Annotated in this window: 18 protein-coding genes and 3 pseudogenes; 4 read left to right on the top strand and 17 right to left on the bottom strand. The window is 68.1% G+C overall.

Going from position 1 to position 20,060, the window contains the following annotated elements:
- Nucleotides 1-299 precede the first annotated feature (299 nt).
- From iolD to J2Z33_RS12530, 3 genes are all read left to right on the top strand, one after another.
- A complete protein-coding gene (iolD, locus tag J2Z33_RS12540) occupies nt 300-2,153 on the top strand; it encodes a 3D-(3,5/4)-trihydroxycyclohexane-1,2-dione acylhydrolase (decyclizing) (RefSeq protein WP_209841559.1) in 1,854 nt (617 codons plus the stop codon).
- 85 nt (nt 2,154-2,238) lie between these two features.
- Nucleotides 2,239-3,138, top strand: a complete 900-nt coding sequence (iolE, locus tag J2Z33_RS12535) for a myo-inosose-2 dehydratase (protein ID WP_209841557.1) — start codon at nt 2,239-2,241, stop codon at nt 3,136-3,138.
- A 5-nt stretch (nt 3,139-3,143) separates the two neighbouring features.
- Nucleotides 3,144-3,956 (top strand): SDR family oxidoreductase, encoded by an 813-nt coding sequence (locus tag J2Z33_RS12530; protein ID WP_245218823.1) that lies wholly within the window; start codon nt 3,144-3,146, stop codon nt 3,954-3,956.
- Here the strand turns inward: J2Z33_RS12530 and J2Z33_RS18720 are convergent.
- The 17 genes and pseudogenes from J2Z33_RS18720 to J2Z33_RS12460 form a co-directional block, all read right to left on the bottom strand.
- Entirely contained in the window at nt 3,905-4,792 is an 888-nt protein-coding gene (locus J2Z33_RS18720; RefSeq protein WP_342454182.1) for a Tn3 family transposase, read from the bottom strand. The genes J2Z33_RS12530 and J2Z33_RS18720 overlap by 52 nt on opposite strands.
- Before the next feature lie 94 nt (nt 4,793-4,886).
- Nucleotides 4,887-6,917, bottom strand: a pseudogene (locus tag J2Z33_RS12525) (Tn3 family transposase); the annotation flags it as partial.
- 48 nt (nt 6,918-6,965) lie between these two features.
- Nucleotides 6,966-7,172 carry a helix-turn-helix domain-containing protein gene (locus J2Z33_RS18960; protein ID WP_425342574.1) on the bottom strand — a complete coding sequence of 69 codons (207 nt, stop codon included), beginning with the start codon at nt 7,170-7,172 and terminating at the stop codon, nt 6,966-6,968.
- A gap of 21 nt (nt 7,173-7,193) precedes the next feature.
- A pseudogene (locus tag J2Z33_RS18955) lies at nt 7,194-7,400 on the bottom strand (recombinase family protein); the annotation flags it as partial.
- 22 nt (nt 7,401-7,422) lie between these two features.
- The gene (locus tag J2Z33_RS12515) at nt 7,423-8,298 is read right to left on the bottom strand and encodes a carboxylesterase family protein (RefSeq protein WP_209841553.1); all 876 of its coding nucleotides are present in this window, start codon (nt 8,296-8,298) and stop codon (nt 7,423-7,425) included.
- Nucleotides 8,299-8,400: 102 nt separating this feature from the next.
- The gene (locus tag J2Z33_RS12510; protein WP_209841552.1) at nt 8,401-8,751 is read right to left on the bottom strand and encodes a hypothetical protein; all 351 of its coding nucleotides are present in this window, start codon (nt 8,749-8,751) and stop codon (nt 8,401-8,403) included.
- Between the two features lie 321 nt (nt 8,752-9,072).
- Nucleotides 9,073-9,762 (bottom strand): ABC transporter permease, encoded by a 690-nt coding sequence (locus tag J2Z33_RS12505; protein ID WP_209841550.1) that lies wholly within the window; start codon nt 9,760-9,762, stop codon nt 9,073-9,075.
- A complete protein-coding gene (locus J2Z33_RS12500; protein ID WP_209841548.1) occupies nt 9,726-10,106 on the bottom strand; it encodes a hypothetical protein in 381 nt (126 codons plus the stop codon). Before J2Z33_RS12500 ends, J2Z33_RS12505 begins: the two co-directional genes overlap by 37 nt.
- Nucleotides 10,103-11,581, bottom strand: a complete 1,479-nt coding sequence (locus J2Z33_RS12495; RefSeq protein WP_209841546.1) for a sugar ABC transporter ATP-binding protein — start codon at nt 11,579-11,581, stop codon at nt 10,103-10,105. The genes J2Z33_RS12500 and J2Z33_RS12495 overlap by 4 nt, the downstream gene beginning before the upstream one ends.
- A 43-nt stretch (nt 11,582-11,624) precedes the next feature.
- Nucleotides 11,625-12,680 (bottom strand): sugar ABC transporter substrate-binding protein, encoded by a 1,056-nt coding sequence (locus J2Z33_RS12490; RefSeq protein WP_209841544.1) that lies wholly within the window; start codon nt 12,678-12,680, stop codon nt 11,625-11,627.
- Between the two features lie 269 nt (nt 12,681-12,949).
- Nucleotides 12,950-13,894: an inositol 2-dehydrogenase gene (gene iolG / locus J2Z33_RS12485; RefSeq protein WP_245218822.1), complete on the bottom strand. Its 945-nt coding sequence runs from the start codon at nt 13,892-13,894 to the stop codon at nt 12,950-12,952.
- A 294-nt stretch (nt 13,895-14,188) separates the two neighbouring features.
- Entirely contained in the window at nt 14,189-15,067 is an 879-nt protein-coding gene (locus J2Z33_RS12480) for a MurR/RpiR family transcriptional regulator (RefSeq protein WP_342454176.1), read from the bottom strand.
- A 167-nt stretch (nt 15,068-15,234) separates the two neighbouring features.
- Nucleotides 15,235-16,311 carry a Gfo/Idh/MocA family protein gene (locus tag J2Z33_RS12475; protein ID WP_209841541.1) on the bottom strand — a complete coding sequence of 359 codons (1,077 nt, stop codon included), beginning with the start codon at nt 16,309-16,311 and terminating at the stop codon, nt 15,235-15,237.
- Nucleotides 16,312-16,498: 187 nt separating this feature from the next.
- Nucleotides 16,499-16,978 (bottom strand): ABC transporter permease subunit, encoded by a 480-nt coding sequence (locus J2Z33_RS18400; protein WP_342454175.1) that lies wholly within the window; start codon nt 16,976-16,978, stop codon nt 16,499-16,501.
- A 26-nt stretch (nt 16,979-17,004) separates the two neighbouring features.
- Nucleotides 17,005-17,700 carry an ABC transporter permease subunit gene (locus tag J2Z33_RS18395; protein WP_245218821.1) on the bottom strand — a complete coding sequence of 232 codons (696 nt, stop codon included), beginning with the start codon at nt 17,698-17,700 and terminating at the stop codon, nt 17,005-17,007.
- Between the two features lie 24 nt (nt 17,701-17,724).
- Entirely contained in the window at nt 17,725-18,537 is an 813-nt protein-coding gene (locus J2Z33_RS12465; RefSeq protein WP_245218820.1) for an ATP-binding cassette domain-containing protein, read from the bottom strand.
- Nucleotides 18,538-18,602: 65 nt separating this feature from the next.
- Nucleotides 18,603-19,535: pseudogene (locus J2Z33_RS12460) on the bottom strand (substrate-binding domain-containing protein).
- 317 nt (nt 19,536-19,852) lie between these two features.
- On the opposite strand from J2Z33_RS12460, the gene J2Z33_RS12455 reads away from it, so the two are divergent.
- Nucleotides 19,853-20,060, top strand: a 208-nt coding sequence (locus J2Z33_RS12455; RefSeq protein WP_209841539.1) for a hypothetical protein, incomplete at its 3' end; no start/stop codon positions are given.

Below are 20,060 nucleotides of genomic sequence, written 5' to 3'. Positions count from 1 at the left end.
ACAGCCACACCAAGGCCGACCCCGGCCGCCTTGGTGCCAACGAAGGCAGCGGCAAGGCGAAGTCGAGCCGGGTCAGTGGACACAAGGGAGGCCGCATCGTAGACACGCGACAGCCTTCGCTGGGCCGGCGCTGCGATGACACCGGCGTGGATGCTCCAGATGTGGCCATGGCCCGGCAGGGCGATCCTTCGCATCGATGTCCTCCCCGTCTTGTTGTGCAATCTTTGTTGCAACTGTATTGCGCTGTCAATGAGCATTCCATAAAGTCCGCAGGACACTCGACCTGGGAGGGGTTTAGGATGACAGGGACCACGATCCGCCTGACGATGGCGCAGGCGCTCGTGCGCTGGCTGTGCGCGCAGGAGACGGAGCTGGATGGCCGGCGGGTGCCTCTCTTCGCGGGATGCTTCGCGATCTTCGGGCACGGCAACGTCACCTGCCTGTCCGAGGCGCTGGAGGGCGTGCAGGACCGCCTGCCCACCTGGCGGGGACAGAACGAGCAGAGCATGGCACTGGCCGCCGTGGGCTTCGCCAAGGCCCAGCGACGCCGGCAACTCATGGTTGCCACCTCCTCGATCGGACCGGGGGCGACCAACATGCTGACGGCGGCCGGGACGGCGCATGCCAACCGGCTGCCGGTGCTGCTTCTGGCCGGCGACAGCTTCGCCAGCCGCGTGCCCGATCCGGTGATGCAGCAGGTGGAGCATTACGGGAACCCGACGGTCACAGTGAACGACGCCTTCAAGGCCGTCACGCGCTACTGGGACCGGATCTCCCTGCCAGAACAGATCCTCGCCTCCCTGCCGCAGGCGGTCGCCACCATGCTCGATCCGGCGGACTGCGGGCCGGCGTTCCTGGCGCTTTGCCAGGACACGCAGGAGAAGGCCTACGACTACCCCGCCGCGTTCTTCGCGCCCCGGCTGTGGGAGATCCCGCGACCTCGGCCCGACCGCCGGGCCGTCGCCCGCGCGGCCGACGTCCTGCGCGACGCGAAGACGCCTCTCATCATCTCCGGCGGTGGCGTGCGCTACTCGGGTGCGAGCGAGGCCGTGGCGGAGTTCGCGAGGAAGCGCGGCATCCCGGTCGTGGAGACCATCGCCGGGAAGGGGACGCTCACGCATGAGCATCCCGTCCACGCGGGGCCCATCGGCATCGTGGGGTCCACCTCGGCCAACGCGCTCGCCGCCGAGGCGGACGTGGTGCTCGCCATTGGCACCAGGCTCATGGACTTCACCACCGGGTCCTGGACCTCCTTCAAGCTAGAGGCCCGCTTCATCGGCATCAACACCGCGCGTTGGGACGCCCTCAAGCATTCCACGCTGCCCGTGGTGGGCGATGCGCTGGAAACGGTGGGGGAACTCGACGCCGCCCTGGGCGACTGGGCCGCGCCGGCCACCCACATGGAGCGTGCGCGGGGGCTCTTCGCGGAGTGGAACGCGCTGCTCGACACGCATCAGGCGCCGACGAACGCCGAGCGGCCGACCTACGCGCAAGTCGTGGCGGCGGTGAACAGCTGGGCTGGCCCTCGCGATACGGTGGTGACGGCCGCGGGCGGCCTGCCGGGCGAACTGATGAAGGGCTGGCGGGTCAAGGAGCCGAACACCTTCGATTTGGAGTTCGGCTTCTCCTGCATGGGCTACGAGATCGCGGCGGGCTGGGGCCACGCGCTGGCCAAGCAGGGCGACGGCGTGCCGATCGTGATGATCGGCGACGGCACCTACATGATGATGAACTCGGACATCTATTCGACCGTGCTGTCCGGCCATAAGCTGGTCGTGCTGGTCTGTGACAACGGCGGCTACGCGGTCATCAACCGTCTCCAGCAGTTCAAGGGGGTGCCGGGGTTCAACAACCTCCTCAAGGACTGCCGCACGGCCCGGGAGCCCTTCCCGGTGGATTTCGTGGCCCACGCCCGCGCCATGGGCGCGGAGGCGCGGCACTGCGAGAGCATGGGCGACTTGGAAGCGGCCCTGGACTGGGCCAAGGGCACGGACCGGACGACGGTCATCTCGTTGCGCACCGACGCCTATGCCTGGGTCCCCGGCGACGCCGACTGGGACGTGGGGGTACCGGAAGTGTCCGAGAGGCCTGCCGTGCAGGACGCGCGGACTTCGCAGGATGCGATCCGCAAGAAGCAGCGCGTGGGCGTCTGAGGGCTCACGGGACAGGGTTCGGGCCGACCGGGAAGCCGTGGTTGCCCAGCGGCCTGACCACATGGAACGGAAGGATCAACAGGAAATGAAGGCCAAGCTCGGCATCGCCCCCATCGCGTGGTGGAACGACGACCTTGCGGAACTGTCGGACGACGTGTCGCTGGAGGAGTGCCTCCGGCAGGCCTCCGAGGCCGGCTTCACCGGAATGGAGACCGGGCGACGCTTCCCCATGGACACGACGGTCCTGACCCCCATTCTCGACCGCTACGGCATCCAGGTTTGCGGGGGCTGGTTCTCGGGGCTGCTGCTCGACGGCGACCTGGAGGCCGAGAAGGACCGGGTCCGCGAACAGATGGACTTCTTCATCGCGGCCAAGGCGCCCTGCCTCGTCTATGGCGAGACGGCGCGGTCGATCCAAGGCGACCGGTCCAAGCCGCTGGCGACCAAGCCCCGGCTCTCGGACGACGAAATGCGGTCCTACGGGCGCAAGATGACCACCTTCGCGGAATGGTGCGCCGAGGAGGGGATGCCACTGGCTTACCACCATCACATGGCGGCCGTTATCGAGACCGAAGCGGAACTCGACGCCTTCATGGCCGTGACAGGTGAAGCCCTGCCGCTCCTTTACGATGCCGGGCACATGGCCTTCGCGGGCGGTGACGTGCTGCGGGTGATCGACAAGCACCACGCCCGCATAAGCCACGTGCACACTAAGGACGTGCGGCAGGAAGTGATCGATGCGCTGGACCGCACAAAAGAGTCCTTCCTCGACGCCGTGGTGAAGGGCGCCTTCACCGTGCCGGGCGACGGCAGCCTCGACTTTGAGGCCATCGTCAAGCGGCTGGCCAGCCATGGCTACGAGGGCTGGTTCGTGGTCGAGGCCGAGCAGGACCCGAGGAAGGCGCCGCCCGCCGAGATGGCGCGGATCGGCCACAACGAGCTGTTTCGCGTGATGCAAGCTGCGGGATACGGGGTGGTGCAATGAACCGCATGGACGACAAGATCTGCCTCGTGACCGGGGCCACCCAGGGGCTGGGGGCGGCCGTCGCGCGCCGTCTGGCCGTTGCCGGGGCCGCCGGCGTGGTCATCACCGGACGCAATCCACAGAGGGGCGAGGCCGCCCGCCGCGCCATCGCCGAGGCCAGCGGCGCAGCGGTCCACTTCGTCCCGGCGGACTTCGCGCGTGTCGAGGACTGCCGCCGCGCCGTGGCCGAGGTGGACCGGCTGTTCGGTCGGATCGACGTGCTGGTGAACGCAGGGGCCTCCACCGAGCGGGGCTCCATCCTCGACACCTCGCCCGACCTCTTCGACCGAATGTTCGCGACCAACGTACGCGGTCCGTTCTTCCTGATGCAGGAGGCGATCAAGCTGATGATCCGCGACGGCGTGGAAGGGGCGATCTGCAACGTCGGCTCCATGTCGGCGCTGGCCGGGCAGCCCTTCATCAACCCCTACTGCGCCTCCAAGGCGGCCCTGAGCACGCTGACGACCAACACGGCCTTTTCGGTCATGGCGAACCGCATCCGGGTCAACCAGCTCAACGTGGGCTGGATGTCGTCGGACAACGAGAACCTTGTTCAGGCGGTCGAAAGCGGCGATCCCGACTGGGAGGCGAAGGCGGCGGCGCGGCTCCCCTTCGGGCGCCTCGTGGACCCGGAGGAGGCGGCGCGAGCGATCAACTTCCTCGTGTCGGACGACGCCGGGCTGATGACCGGGGCCATCGTGAACTTCGACCAGTCGATCTGGGGCGCCTATCCGGGCCAGGCGCCAGCGCCCGAGGGACCGATGGCGCTGCCCAGGTGACGTAGAGCACCGCAGGCCCCGTAGGAACCGGCTTGGCTCCACTGCCTGCCAAGCCGGTGCCTTGTCTTGGGCTCGTGATCCTGCTCCGGGTCCGCCGAAACGGGGATGTCACACAGAACGGACCCAGATCTACGCTTAGGGCCATGCGGCTTTGGCTGGGTGAGCCACCGGCGGAGGGGCCGGCGCTGTCCGGCCTGGGTGGGAGGGTCGGTCCAGAGGTAGTCGCCGGTGAGGTTGATGTGCTGCCAGCCGAGCGGGGACAGGTGCTGGAGCAGGTCGGGCGGCACCGGCCGTCCCTGGCGCTCCAGGTGGCGTATGGCGGCTTCGAGGTAGGTCATGTTCCAGAGCACGATCGCGCCCACCACGAGGTTGAGCGCGCTCGCGCGGTGGCCCTGGGCCTGGAGGCCGTGGTCGCGCAGCCGGCCCGCCCGGTGGAAGAAGATGGCCCGCTTGAGCGCGTTCTCGGCTTCGTCCTTGTTCATCTCGCGGGTCGCGCGGCGCCGCTCCTCGGGGTCCTCGATCCAGTCGAGCGTGAACAGCGTGCGCTCGACGCGCCCGATCTCGCGCAGAGCGAGCGCCAGCCCGTTCGCGCGCGGGTAGGAGCCGAGCCGCGCCAGCATCGCGGAGGCTCTGGTCACGCCCGTGCGGATCGAGGCTGCCAGCCGGAGCACGTCGGTCCAGTGGTCCGTGACCAGGCGCTCGTCGATGGGGGCGGCCAAAAGCGGGGCGATGTCGGGCCCGGGCTCCGGCCCCTCGAACAGGTGCAGCCGTCGGGCGGCCAGGTTCGGGACGCGCGGCGCGAACCGGAACCCGAGCAGATGGCAGAGCGCGAACACGCGGTCCGACACGCCGCCGCCGTCGGTGTGGTTGCCGCTCGACGTTCAGGTCGGCGCTGTGGTGAAGCAGCCCGTCGAGCACGTGGGCCGCCTCGCCCGCGCTCGCCGAGATCATCTTGGAGTGGAACGGGGCGTAGCGGTTGGACAGGTGCGTGTGAGATGACACGGCCGGCTCCGATCCCTTGTGCGGGTTGACGGCCCCGGTCGCCTGGGCGCGCCGGTCGAGCGGGAAGTGCTGGCCGTCCGAGCTCGACGCGGTGCCGGACCCGAAAGCGGCGGCGAGCGACATCCGGTACTGCGCGTCGACGAGCCGGACGAGCGCGGCGCCGTAGGTGTCCTCGCGCAGATGCCAGAACGACAGCCAGCCGAGCTGGCGCTGGCTGACGAGGTTGCAGGCTTCCGCCATGCGGGCGTGGCCGAGGTTGGTGGCGTCCGCGAGCACGGCTGTGAGCACCGCGCGCGGCTCGTCGTGGGCGCGCCCGGTGGTCAGGTGCGTGAAGCAGCCGGCGAGCCCGGTCCAGCGATCGACCTCGGCGAGGAGGTCGGTCACGCGGATGAGCGGGAGGTGGGCGTAAAGGGGGGCTAGCGCGCCCTCTGCCTCCTCCGGCGTGGCCGACTTCAAGGGCGAGATCCGCAGCCGCCCGGCCTTGAGCTGGACCTCTTCGAGCGTGCAGGCCTCCGCCTTGGCCGCGACCTCGGCCAGCCGTCGAGCGAGCCGCGCGCGGCGGTCGGCCAGCCACTCCGCGGCCGACCCGACCACGGGCACGGGCAGCGGACCCGCCTCGCGCATGGCTGCGAACACGGGGGCGGAGATGAGCTGCTGCTCGACCGAGCAGTAGCGTCGGCTTCCCTCCACCCACATGTCCCCCGCGCGCAGGCGGTCGCGCAGCTCGGCCAGGACGCAGAACTCGTAGATGCGCCGGTCCATGCCGTCGCGGCCGATCCGGCGCCGCCAGGTCGGACGAATGAAGCCTGTCGGCGCGTCGGCCGGCAGCCTCCGCAATCGTCCCTGGCCGAGCCGGCGCATCACTTCGACCCCGCGCGCGAGCCCCGAGCAGCCGGGCACGGCCCCAAACGCGAACGCCTGCACGAACGCGGGTCCGATCTGCCGCAGGATGGGGAAACTGGACTGCACGAGCGCGACCGGGTCGAGCGGATCGGGCCGGACCAGGCGCTTGGCCTCGTCCACCTGCGTGCCCAGCTCGTCCCAGGCGCCGACGCGCTCGATCGCGGCGAACGCGTCGGCGCCGCTGTCGCAGGCGGCTCGGAGCGCGTCGCCGAGGCGGGCGAACAGCCTGATCTTGTCGTTGATGGTGCGCCGGTCGCGCTTCAGCGCGGCCTCCTCGCCCCGCTCGACGCGCCGGAACATCCAGCCGAACAGCCGCTCGAACATCAGCACCGCGTCGTCGGTCAGCGTCACCTGCGCCTCGAGCACGGTCGCGACCAGGACCGCGCGCCTCCGGGTGGGGAGCAGGGTAGTGAGGTGCTGGGCGGTCAACCGCGCCCCTTCCTGGCACAGGCGGCGCAGGCGCTGGGGATGCACCGCGGAGGCCAGCGCCGGATCGAGCTCGGTCGCGCGCAGGATCGAGAGCCGGTCGCGCTGCCCGGCGGTGAGGCGCCGAGTGAGCAGGTCGGCGACGTGGCGCTCCGCCTCAAGCAGCGCCTGCGCCACCATGCGCTCGACGAGCGTGATGCCGGGCACGATGACGCGGCGGCTGCGGAACTCGTCGAGCAACAGGCGCGCGAGGTCGACCCCGCTGGTCGTGGCCAGCGCGACCGGCAGGAGCCACGCCTGGAGCTCGGCCTTGGCCAAGGGGTCGAGCGGCCGAAAGCCGAACTCCTCGCGCGAGCCGCGTCGAGCTGCTCGTACCGGGTCGGTTCGCGCACGGCGCAGTCGGCCAGCACCTGCGGGTCGACGGGGATCTGGTCGGCGACGAACGCGAGCGGCACGTGCGGGATCACCTCGCCGGGGCGCGAGGCCCCGGCCGGGGTAGCGCAACGCGCAGAGCTGGAGCGCAAAGCCCAAGCGGTTGTGCGGCCTGCGCCGGGTCCCGATGACGCGCAGATCGTCGGCCCCGAGCGTCCAGTGCCGGACCAGGTCGGGCTCGTTTTCAGGCAGCGCCATTAGGGCGGCGCGCTGCCGTTCGGTCAGAACGGCGCGCCGGGGCACCGGTCAGGCCTTGGCCGGGGAGGTCCAGCCCACCCACGCCAGCGTGTCGAGCAGCGTCGAGCGCGGCACCTTGAAGGTCCGGCACACCGACGCCTTGCTCGCACCCCCGTCGAGCGCGGCCGTGATCTGCTCGATCTGCTCGGGGTCGAGCGTCGGCGGGCGGCCACCACGCCGGCCGCGGCGCCTGGCGGCCGCGAGGCCCGCGACCACGCGTTCGCGGGTCAAGGCCCGCTCATACTGGGCCAGCGCGCCGAAGATCGAGAACAGCAGCTCCCCGTGCGGCGTGGTCGTGTCCATCTACTCCGTCAGCGAGCGGAAGGCCACGTCCCGCGACCTCAGCTCGGCGACGATCGCCAGCAGGTGCGGCAGCGAGCGGCCGAGCCGGTCCAGCTTCCATACCACCAGGGTGTCGCCAGGACGGGTTCCGCGGATCGTCATCCTGATCTCCTGCCTTGTTCGTTCACGCGTCGGCCCGGAAGATCCATTCACGGATCGGCTCGATGGCATAGGCGACCCGCCAAGTGTTGCGGTGCCCCGAGGCCCCGGCGGCGCTCTGGCCTTCGGGAATGACCGTGCCCTCGGCGAAGGAGACGTAGTTGATCCGGGCCCCCTCGGCATCGAGGTCGTCGAAGGCGAACCGGAACTGCTCGGCGGTCCAGGTTCCGTCCCAGATGGCGCGGGACACGGTGGCGCCCGTATCTTCCAGAGCCTCGGTTATGGCGTTCTGGCCGGGGAAGGCGCCGGGGTCGTCCTGGCTGGTGACGATGAACAGCCGGTTGCCGGCCATCGGGGCCACCAGCTCGGGCCCCCACTGGCAGGCGACGAGGAAGCTGGCGGCGAAGAAGTCCGGATACTTGATGTTCATCGCGATCGACAGCATCCCGCCGCCCGACTGGCCGGTGGTGTGGAGCCGCCCGGCGTCGATGCTGAATTCCTCGACAAGCGCCTTGATGAGATTGATGGTGGTGTCGAGCATGCTCGACGTGTTGTTGTCGTCATCGGCGATGATCTCGGCGAATTGCGGGGCGAGAACGAAGCACGGGCGCTTGGCCTGATCCTCGGGGCTGGCCCAGACGATCGCGCCCAGGCCCTGCTTCAGCGTGAACAGCGGATCGTCGCTGGTGGCGCCGGCATCGTGCATGAAGTTCACCAGCGGGTAGGATCTGGACGGGTCGTAGCCCTTCGGCACGAACAGGTTGTAGGGCAGCGTGTCGCCGGTCTCGGGGTCGTTCCAGACCCGCTGCTCGAACTCGTCGAGGACGAGGTTCCTGACCGCGCTGGTCTCGACAGACGCGGCCGCGAGGGTGTCGCCGTTTGCCGCCGCGACTTCGGCCACCTCGACGCGGGCCTGCGGCGTGGCCCAGGTCGTGTCGCTGATGTTGGGGTCGCCCGCCGTCCAGCGGGGCTTGCCCTCGCCTTGCGAGTTGCCCGAGGGTGGTTAGGACCGCTCCGGCTCGACCGCAAGCAAGGCGCCAGGATCCGTGTCCGAAAGCTCCACGATCACGACCGCGCCGCTGTCGGCGCGGCTGGCGGGATCGGGTGCGGTGGCGGGGTAGACGGCGGTCACCGTGCGGTCGCCCACCCTGAAATCCTCGACCGAAAGGTCGCTCGCCGAGACTGCGCCCGAATAGGAGACCGCAACGGCCACAAACCGCAGCCCGTCTCCGTACACCCTGGTGATCGCTGTTGCGCCTTGCGGGGCAAGGTCGGCGGCAAGGGCGGGCGTGGAGATCGCGGCGAGCGTTCCCAGCGAGGTGAGGCCAAGGATGAACGTGCGGCGGTTGGTCATGGGATGACCTCCATAGGCGGGGCACGATCGGCTCGTGCTGCCGGGTTATGGAGACCGATACGGATCGTGGATGTCGTTCCGTCGGCGAGGTTCCATCGCTGAAGGAGAGCCGTCATGGCCCCGTGCCGGGACCGGCCTCCGTCATGGGGGGTGCCTCGGGCATGTCGGCAGGTCCCATGGTGACCTTCTGCGCGGAGGCACGGCGCGAGGGCGCCACGAACAGGGCGGAGGCACAGCGCCGGCCCACGGCCTTGGCGTCCAAGGCCCAGGGACTGTGCCGAGTCGGGTCGCGGCCTCCAAAGGATGAGGCCGCGACGCCGATCAGGTCCGCGTCCTGATCCCGCTGGAACGCCGGCTGGCCAGCGTCGTCAGGATCGCCGCGACGATGATCACGGCCCCGGTGGACGCCTGGACGTAGAAGGACGGCACCTGCGCCAGGGTCAGCAGGTTGTTGATCACGCCGATCAGCAGCACGCCGCTGACCACGCCGATGATGTTGCCCTTGCCGCCCCCGAGGCTGACGCCGCCGATCACCGCCGCCGCGAAAGCCGAGAAGATGATCCCCTCGCCTTGCGTCGTCACCGCCGAGTCAAGGCGACTAGTCATCAGCACGCCGGCCAAGCCGGCCAGAAGCCCGGCGAAGACGAAGGCCGACCAGATCACCCGATCCACGTTGATCCCGGCCGCGCGCGCGGCCTCCTCGTTGCCGCCGATCGCGTAAAGGGCGCGGCCGTAGCGATGGTACTGGAAGACCAGCCCCACGATCACGGCGACAATCAGGAAAACCAGCACCGTCACGGGCAGGCCCAGGATCCGCTCGGAGCCCAAATAGGTCAGCGCCTCTCCCGGCGAATAGATCGAGCGCCCGTTCGAGATGATGAGGATGCCGCCGCGAAGCAGCACGAGAAGGCCGAGGGTCGAGATGAAGGGGTTCAACCCCACGCGCACGACTATGAAGCCGTTGAACCAGCCGATCAGCCCCGCCGCGCCGAGCGCCACGACGGGTCCCATCCAGCCCGGCAGCTCCACGCCGAAGCCGCCGCCGAGGCCGGAACGAGCAGGACGGCCGCCAGCATCGGGGCGAAGCCCACGATCCCTTCGAGGGACAGGTCGAGCCGCCCGATCAGGACGACGAAGGTCAGGCCGATCGTGGTCAGCCCGAGCACGCTGACCTGCTCCAGGATGTTGATGAGGTTGAGCGGCGTCAGGAAACGCGGGGCCACCAGCGCCCCCACGATCACCAGGAGGAGGAGGACGGGATACATGGTGAACCCGTTGGCCACGAAGGCGCTGCCGAAGGCCGACCGCCTCGACGAGGCAGGCGTCGGGGCCGTGCTGTGCCGCTCCACCATCATGCCACGCCCTCCATCCGCAGGATTAGGTCCTTCATGCTGTAATCTCCGACCAGTTCATCGACGATCGCTCCTTCGAAGACGATGACGACACGGTTTGCCAACTGACTGATTTCGTCCTCCTCGTCGGAGACGACGACGACTCCCATGCCCTTGGCGGCAAGGTCGCGCAGCAGCGCGTAGAGTTGCTCCTTGGCGCCGACATCGACGCCGCGCGTCGGACTGAGGGCCACGATGACGTCGGGACTTCGGCAGAGGGATCGCGCGAAGACGACCTTCTGCTGGTTGCCGCCGCTGAGCTGCCCGACGGCCTGGTCCAGCGAGGAGGCGATGACGTTGGTCTGCCGGGCCAGGCGGCCGACATGCTCCTGCTCCTTGCGCCGGTTGATGAAGCCGAGCGGGCCCGACAGGATGTCGAGGCCGCCCGCCGCCACGTTCTCGCGCACGCCGAGGATGCCGACATAACCGCTGGCGTGCCGGTCGGTCGGCACGAGGCCGATCACCGGCAGCTTGCCCCGGGGGCTCGATATCTCTCCGCCGAAGGGCGTCTGGTGCCCCGCGAGGATCATGGCGAGGCTTTCCTTGCCGCTGCCGACCGGACCGGCCAGGGCGACGATCTCGCCGCCGCGCACCTCCAGATCGACGGTCGCCTCGTGGGCCGGGCCGATGCGGATGCCCTTGGCCCGAAGCAGGGGCGGCGCGGTCGCGTCGGTGGTGTCGCTGCGCTCGCTGCGGGTGGTCGCCTGCCCCATCATCAGGTTGGCGATGGTTTCCACGTCGAGGCTCGACACCGGGGCGCGCGCGGTGACGATCTGCCCGTCGCGCAGGATGGTCACCGTGTCGGCGACCTCGAACACCTCGTCCAGGTGATGCGAGATGTAGACGAAGGACACGCCCCGGAGCTTCAGCGCCCGGATATGATCGAACAGGATGCGCTTCTCGGCGTTGCTGAGGGCGGCGGTCGGCTCGTCGAGGATCATCACCGGGACGCCCCGGTTCAGGGCCTTCATGATCTCCAGGAGCTGCCGCGTGCCGGCGTCCAGTTGCCCGGCCAGGGCGGTGGGGCGGATGTCGATCCTCCACTCGTCCAGCAGGGCCTGGGTGCGCGAGATCATCCGACCGTGGCTGACCAGACCATACCGCTTGCGGACGACCGGGTTCTCCAGGAACAGGTTCTCGGCGACCGTGAGCTGGTCGAAGAGCCGTGGCGTCTGCTGCACATGGGCGATCTCGTCGCGGATCGCGGCGGCGTAGCTCTGGCCGTTCGCGGTCACGCTGGTTCCGCCGATGCGGATGGTGCCGGCGTCGGCGGGGGTGACGCCGCTCAGCGCGGACACGAGCGTGCTCTTGCCCGCGCCGTTGCGGCCCAGAAGCGCGTGGATCTCGCCCGGCATGACCGTGAAATCCACGCCTCGGAGGGCGCGCGTGGAACCGAAGGTCTTCGTGATGTCGCGCATCTCGACGATGGGCTGGGTCATGTCCATGATCTTCGGTTCCACGATTGTCACTGACGGACGGGCCTCAGTTGTTGAGCTGGTTGGCCCAAAGATCGGGCGAGTCGACGTTGTCCATCGTGACCAGCGTCGCCTTGAGCTGGTATTGCGGGCCGACGGGGGTCTCGATCACCTGGCCGTCGTCGCGCGGGCCGATCTCGATGGTGCCGCCGTTCGACACCAGTTCGATCAGTTCGGCCGTCTTGGTCGCATAGGCGCTCAGCGGCTGCGACACGGTGGCATCGAGCGCGTTCTCGCGGATCAGCTGCAGGCCCTGCGGCGTGCCGTCGATCGCCACGCGGATCACCGAGGCCGCGTCGCCGACCGGGGTGTCCCGGCCTGCGGACTTCAGTTGCGCGTTGATCGCCGTCGCCATCAGCTCGGAGGCCATGAAGATGCCGTCGAGCTCGGGGTATTGCGTCAGCACGTTCTGCGCCGCATCGGCGGCCATGTCGGCCGTCCATTCCGTCGGGCGCTGGATCAGCTCCACCTCGGGGGCCAGCTCGGCCAGGGTCGTGGAGAAGCCCTCGGAGCGGTCGAGCCCGTTCGGCGTGGTCAGCGAGCCCTGGAGTTCGAGCACGACGCAGGAATTGTCGGCCCAGCAGGCGTCGTTCTGGAGACGGGCCACCATCTCGGTCGCGCCCTGCACGCCGGCATCGAGGTTGTCGGCCCGCACGGTCGCCGTCACCTGACCGCCCGCCGGCGAGTCGTTGATCGAGAAGACCAGCGCGCCAGCCTCGTTGGCGCGCTCCACGGCCGGGACGATGCCCGCCGCGTCGAGGGGCGCGAAGACGATCACGTTGGCGCCGTTGGCCAGGAGGTTCTGGAGCGTATCGACCTGCGCCGAGATGTCGCCGTTCGGGTCGGGCGAGCCCACGACGGTAAAGCCCTTGTCGGCGAAGGCCTGAAGCGAGAGTTCCAGCATCAGGGTCTGGAAGTCGTCCTTCAGGAACTTCGGCGTGAAGCCGATCTGCACGTCGGCGTTCTGCGCCAGCGCCACGGTGGCCGTGGACGCCAGCAGGGCGGCGCCGATCGCCGCCACGACGGCGCGGCGGCCGAATCTCAGGGTTGTTCCAACTTCCATGTCTTCCTCCAGTTGATTCGTTGATTGTGGCGGCCACTTTGGTCGGGTCCGCTTCGGGTCTGCGGGCTGGCCGATCCAACCGCGCAGGTCGTGGGTTGCATCCGAATGCGCCTTGCGGGCTCGGATCGTCGGTCGGGGTAGCGGGGAGACAAGACTTGTCCAGGCGCGCGGCCGATACGGGCCGCGAGCTACGGATCATGCGTCTTGCGTTGCTCCTTCCTCAGTTCCGCGGGCCCGCCCCCTCCCGGCTGGGCCGCGGCCGATGCGGTCTAGTTGGCGATCTCCGCCACCTTCACGAGGCGCCCCTCCCTCAGGGAACGGTAAGCGGCCTCGGCCAGGATCAGCGCCCGCCGCCCGTCCTCGAAGCTGGCCAGTGGCTGAGCGCCCTTCTCGACGCAGTCCACGAAGCCATCGATCTCGGCCATGAAGGCCTCGTGGTAGCGTTCGAGGAAGAAGAACTGATCGGGCTCCGCGCCCTCGGTCGAGGTGGCGGTGAAGCGGCGCATCTCGTGCGGCTTGCGGTTGTCGGAGATCACCATCCCCTTGGTGCCCATCAGCTCGACCCGCTGGTCGTAGCCATAGACCGCCGTGCGCGAGTTGTTGATGTGGCACTGCTTGCCCGACGCCGTGCGCAGGATGAACATCGCGCTGTCCACCTCGTTCAGGGCGACTCCCAGCTCCGGGTCGATCAGCGCGTTGGCCAAGGCGAAGACCTCGACCGGCTCCTCGCCCAGCATGAAGCGCGCGAGGTCGAAGTCGTGGATCGTCATGTCGCGGAAGAGACCTCCCGCCGCTTCCAGATAGGCGCGGGGCGGCAGGCCGGGATCGCGCGAGGTGATGATGACCTGATGCAGGTCGCCGATCTCGCCGGCCAGCATCGCGGCGCGTGCGGCGGCATGGCCGGGGTCGTAGCGGCGGTTAAAGCCGATCTGGATCGGCAGGCGCGTCCCCGCGACCTTGGCGGCGCAGGCCTCGACCCGCTCAAGGCCCAGGTCGATGGGCTTCTCGCAGAGCACGGCCTTGCCGGCGGCGACGGCCATCTCGATGTAGTCGGCATGGGTCGGGGTGGCCGTGGCGATCAGGACCGCATCGACGTCCGGCGAGGCGAACACCTCCTCGGCGCTGGCGAAGGCCTGGGCCCCTTGCGCGGCGGCCACGCGGTCGGCGGACGGCTGATGCAGGTCGAAGACCCCGGCCAGGGTGGCGCGCAACATTGGCGGCATGCATCTGACCGATGCGACCGCAGCCCAGCACGGCTATCCGTAACATAGTCCCCTCCAAGGCGTACTATTCTGTTGGTTGCCGCAAGATTTGTTGCAATCAACGAATATTGTCAATGAGGCATTTCAGGGGTGATCGTGCAATTCATTGTTGCAGGGCGGGCTGCGCCACCTGCAGGGCGTCTGAAGGTAAGCCGCAGATGGCGCGGAAGATGCGCCGCGACCTGCAAGCCGTTGAAATGATGAACTGACCATGACCCTGCCAGGGCCGTCCGCCCGAACCGGCGACTAGGCCGTCGTCACGATCGGGATGCGCGGCTGCTCCGAGTCGTTCTGAAGCCGCGCAGCCAAGGCCACCGCCAACGCCTGAGCCAGGCACATCGGCGCGGCCAAGGATCGCGAGAAGGTGTACTCGTGCTCAGGCACGGCAAAGAGCACGGCTGCACCTTTCGCGATCGGCGACAACGTGCTGTCCGAAATGGCCACCAGCGGCACGCCGCGGGACAAGGTCTCCTCGGCCACGTTCACGACCTCGGTGGCGTAGAAGCGGAAGGACACCACAAGGAGCAGGTCCGTGGGCCGCGCCGCCCGCGCCATGTGCGTGGCAAGGCCTCCTCCGGGGTCGAGCAGCACCGTGCGCTTGCCCAACATGGTCAGCACGTAGCGCAGGAGTTCCACCACGGGCACCGAGCGGAGCTGCCCCATCAGGTAGATGGTGTCGGCCTTCTCCATCAGCGTGACGGCGTGGGCGATCTGCTCGGCCGAGATGTCGGCGATGAGATCCTGAAGCGACGAGATGTCTCGCACCACGAGGTCACGCAGGAACCCGAGCTCGCTCCGATCCTCGCGACCGCCCAACTCGGCTTCGAGCGCGCGCACCCGCGCGTCGAAGCCCGGAGCTGCGGTGGTGAGCCGGATGCGAAAAAGCTGCTGGAGCTCCTTGAAGCCCGAGAAGCCCAGGGCTTGCGCGAAGCGCACAAGGTTCGAGGCATGGATGCCGCAGCGCTCCGCGATGGCACCCACCGACAGCACGCCCACGTCGTTGGGGTTCTGCGTCAGGTAAAGGCCGACCTTCTGGAACGCCCTGCTCATCCCGGCATGGCGGTCGTGGATCAGACGGATCAGCTCTTCGTAGGACCGGGGTGCGGTGAAGCTGTCGTCGACCACAGACAGAATACCTCCAAGTTACGAGCGTCATCCTGCAATATTTTTTGCAGGATCGATAGGGAATGTCCATGATGATCTGGAGGATCCAATCGGAGCGCGGATGCCATCCCTCCTAAGGAGACCTACTCATCCCCTCGGGCGAAGATGAAGTCAGACGGAAGCTCGGCTCAGAGCACAAGCCGGCGATCCGTCCGGGAAATCCGACGCACCGTGTCCGGCCCCGGCCGGCGGTCGCGTTCCGGCCCGCCGATCGTGACCGCACGCCCGGTCCTTGCGGCCTCCTCAATGGCCCGAAGGGCCCGCACATCGGCCAGCCCCTCGGCGCCGTCGGCTTCGGGCGGAGTCCCCTGGCGGATGCAGTCCGAAAAGTACGCTGTTTGCGCACCGAAATGATCAACCGGCTCGGGCTGCCACTCCTCGTTGCCCCCCGCATGGATCATTCGCACCTTCGGCACGGTTTCGAATCGGAACCCCCGCTCGACGTCGATGATCCCATCGGACCCGGTAATCCGGTAACGATCCTGTTCCGCCGCACCGAAGCTGCAGGAGAAGCTGGCCAAGGCGCCGTTCGGAAAGCGCAGGATAGCGGTGAGCCCTTCATGGACGTCCTGGAACCGCGCGTCCCCCGCTGCCGCGCCCTCCATGGCGACGCATTTCAGAGGTTCGGCCCCGAAGATCTGGCGCGCGGCATTGAGACAGTAGACACCGATGTCCTGAAGGGGCCCGCCCCAGTGCTCGGCTCGGAGGCGGTGGTTGTCGGGACCGGACTGGAAGGAGAAGTCGGCGTGGAACAGGCGTGGCGTGCCGATTTCGCCGCGGCGAACACGCTCAAGCACCTCCATGGTCCCGGGCTCGCTGTGCAGTCGGTAAGCCGTCATGAGGAAGGCACCGCCCTCGCGGGCCGCCACGATCATCGCCTCGCATTCGGCGACCGTGAGAGCGAGAGGCTTTTCGACCAGGGCGTGGATGCCGCGCCGGAGCGCCCGGATGGCGTAGTCGGCGTGCATGGAGTTCGGCAGCGCGATGTAGACGGCGTCCACGCGCCCCGACGCAAGGAGCGTGTCGTAGTCCTCGTAGCCCACCACCTCGGGGACGCGGTGGAACTCAGCCAACCGGCGGGAGGTGTCGGCGTTGCCGCTCACGATGGCCGCGATCTCGGAGTTTCCGGTCTGGCCCACTCCGGGCATGAAGGCCTCCTGCGAGATCCAGCCGGCTCCGACGACGGCATACCTGACTTTGTTCAAGGAAGTTCTCCTGATGAAAATGACTTGGATCGGGGATGGCCGTCTAGATACTGATCAGGGTCCACCCTCGATCAGCGACTGACCGGGTCTGTCGAGCCCCAGGCGGCTCCGCCTACACGGGAGGGCATGTCGAACTGCGTAGAACATTCAGACTGCGGGAGCCCTGGTTTGGAATCTAACAGGTGGGTCAGAAGCTCTGCTGCCCCGTCGCTTTCTCGATGATCTTGTCGATGGACACGGCGAGGACGAGGAGGAGGCCGGTCACGATCAGCCGCACCTCGTTCTCGACGCCCATCAGGTTGAGTCCGTTCGACACCGTGCCGATGACGAGGCAGCCCAGGAGCGCGGCATGGGCACCGCCTCGACCGCCGAAGAGGCTCACGCCGCCGATGACGGCCGCCGCGATGGACTCGAGGAGCAGCGTGCCGCCGCCGATTCCGCCACCCGAGAAGACGCCGACGCCCAGGGTCCGTGCCGAGGCGATCACGCCGGCCAGCGCGGCCACGCCCCCGGCGATGGCAAAGGCGGCGACCCGCACCGAGCGGACCTTGATGCCGGCGCGGCGCGCGGCTTCGTCGTTGTTGCCGACGGAATAGAGGTAGAGGCCAAACTGCGTTTCCTTGAGAATGTAGGCGCCGATGCCCAGGAGAGCCGTGAAGATGAGCACGGGCAGCGGGATGCCCTGGTGTGCGTTCAGGAGGGCACGACGACGATGCCGAACAGGGTCCCGCCCACGAGAGGCAGCACGACCTCGTTTCGGGCGTTGACCTCCAGCCCGGCACGGCGGCGGCGGCCGACGCTGGACAGGACCAGCGACGCGAAGATCGCAATGCCTACCGCGAGCGCGATCCACGCCCAGGTTCCGCCGATGGTGGTCAGCGCCACAGCCTCGATCCCGGTGCCCTGGAGACCGTAACGTGCCGTGTCGGGCAGAAGGATGAGCTGAAGGCCGTTGAGCGCAAGGCCCAAGCCCAATGTGACGACGAAGGACGGCACGCCCACCCAGTTCACCCAGCGCGCCGAGAGCGAGCCGATGCCGGCACCCAGAAGGATGGCGGCGGGAACTGCCATCCAAGGTGAGGCGCCCCATTCCACGATGGCCTTGGCCATGAAGACCGAGGTGACGCCGTTGATGGCGGCGACCGACAGGTCGATCTCCTTGACGAGAAGGACGAACATCAGGCCCAGCGCCATGATCCCCACGACGGTGGACTGGATCAGGAGGTTCGACAGGTTGCGCGGACTGAGAAAGACGTCGCTCTGAATGGCGAAGAAGGCCCAAAGAAGCACCAGCGCCAGGAGCACCGGAAGCGCGCGGAGATCGGAGGAGAGAAGCTCGCCGAAGGTGCGGCGCTTGACAGGCGGCGTCATGGTGGGAACCGATGTCATGTGCAGGGTCCTGTCGCGGAGGGTTCAGCCGGCGAGGTTGACGGCTTCGTTGCCGCCGACCCTCGCATTGACGACCTGCTCGCCGGTCACGTCGCGCGAGCGGAAGCTCGCGGCGTTGGCGCCCAGGCGCATGACCTCGACCCGGTCGGTGGCGTTGACGACGAAATGGTGAATGTCGTGGCTGACGATGACGACGCCGAGCCCCTGGTCCGCCAGCGTCCGCACGAGGCGCGAGACCTGCTCGGCGGCGGAGTGGCTGAGGGCAGCGGTCGGCTCGTCGAGGATCACCACCTTGGGGGTCCAGAGGATCGAGCGGGCAATGGCGATGTTCTGGCGCTGGCCGCCGGACATCGCGCCCACGGGACGTGTCAGGGATAGGTTGCCGAGCCGCATCCGCGTCAGCACCTCGCGGGCGCGGACCTCGCACTCGGCGCGGCGGATGCGACGGCCCCACCAGCGGCTCCCTGTCAGCTCGCGCCCGAGGAAGAGGTTCTGGACGGCGTCGAGGTTGTTGCAGAGGGCGAGGTCTTGGTAGACCGTTTGGATCCCCATGGCCGTGGCATCCGATGGTGTGCGGATGTTTGCGGGCCGCCCCTCAAAGTCGTGGTCGCCCGAGTCGAAGCCGAAGACGCCGGCCATGACCTTGACGAGGGTGCTCTTGCCGGCGCCGTTGTCGCCGACAAGCGCCACGATCTCGCCGGCGTGAGCCTCGACCGAGGCGCCCCTGAAGGCCTGCACGGAGCCGAAGGACTTGGTGATGCGTCGCATCGAGATGAGCGGCTGGGTCCGATCGGCCGCGGGATTGGCGGGCCGCGGCATGGCAGCGGTGGTAGGCATGGGGCTGGCGCTCCTCGTCGGGCAGGGGCGAGAGGGCGGCGCGATCCGCCGCCCTCGGAAGACCATCAGTTCGGGTTGCTGGTCTGGCAGACTTCGGTGTCCTCGATGCCTTGGCAGATCTCGTCCCAGGTCCAGACGCCGACCGTCACCACATCGGCCAGGTTGTCCTGGGTGATGTTCGACACGGGCAGGAAGACCGCCGTCACGTCCATGTACTGGTTGTTGACCGTGCCGTTCACGAGATCCTGGGGCACGCCTTCGCCCTTGAGGATCGAGGCCACGACCTCGGCCGCATGGCGGGCCTGGACGTTGAGATCCTTGAGGACCGAGTTGTCCTGCCAGCCCTGCGCGATGTAGCGCAGCGCCTCGACGGTCGCGTCCTGACCGCCGGTGACGAGGATCTCGCCCGGTTGGTAGCCTTGCGTGATGAGCGCGGCCACCGAGCCGCCGGTGGTGCCATCGTTCATGCCGAGGAACACGTCCACCTCGCCGCCCGTGCGGGTCAGGCAGTCCTCGGCGAAGGCTTGAGCCACCACCGGGTCCCAATTCTGCGTATGTTGCTCGCAGACGATCTCGACCTTGCCCGAGTCGATCAGCGGCTGAATGAACTCGTTCTGGCCAGCCTCGTATTGGGTGGTGCCGTACTCGCCCTGGTTGCCCTTGACGCGCGCCACCTGGACCGGAGTCTGCTCCATGGCCTCGATAAGCTGCGCCGCCCGCTCGCCCTAGGCACGACCGACCGCCAGCGAGTCGAACACCACATGCGCCTCGGCCGCCGCGAGCCCGCCAGCCACAAGGTTGGCGTCGGCCGAGGTCAGCACGATGACGGCTGCGCCCTGAGCGATGGCGTCCTCGACCTGCGCCTGCTGGCGGGCCGGATCGCCCTGGGCATTCTGCACGATCACCTCGGCTTCAGGCGCGAGTTCGGACATGGCGACCGTGAAGAAGGGCGCGTCACGGCTCTCGAAGCGGATCGTGGTTTCGTTCGGCAGCAGCATGAACACCTTGGGGGCGTCCTGCGCGACAGCCATCGAGCCGGCAAGCGTCATCGTGGCCAGAAGGGCCAGGGTCATAAATTTCATGTATGTCCTCCCGTGGGGCTCCGCCATGACGAGAGCTGCCTCCAACAGCCCTTGACACAGCAGATTGCGTATTTACCTATACTGCAATTTTTTTTACATTAAGTGTTTTTGCAACAAGCATTGCTCCTCGCATAGGCTCCGTATGCTGGCGAGGGAAGACAAGCTTTGGCGCAACAGTTGGGCACTTTCCAACTGGTCCCAAGTGTCTGGGTGCTTCTGGGGAGGAGCTCAGCTTGCGCCCTCTTCTTGACGATCTGTTGCTCGCCAACATGAGCACGGCCGGTCCTCAACGTTTATTTGTTATTGTATCTCTCATGCAGATGCGGTTGCAGGGACGTGAGAACCTCGTAAGCTGCCCTTGTCCGCAGCGGAGCCTGTTCATGCCCGATTTCCAGAAGATCCTGATTGCCAACCGGGGCGAGATCGCGATCCGCGTCATGC

The sequence above is a fragment of the Rubellimicrobium aerolatum genome, from assembly GCF_017872975.1.
GTDB classification, from domain to species: Bacteria; Pseudomonadota; Alphaproteobacteria; order Rhodobacterales; family Rhodobacteraceae; genus Rubellimicrobium; species Rubellimicrobium aerolatum.
This window is presented reverse-complemented; position numbering and strand designations above follow the sequence as displayed.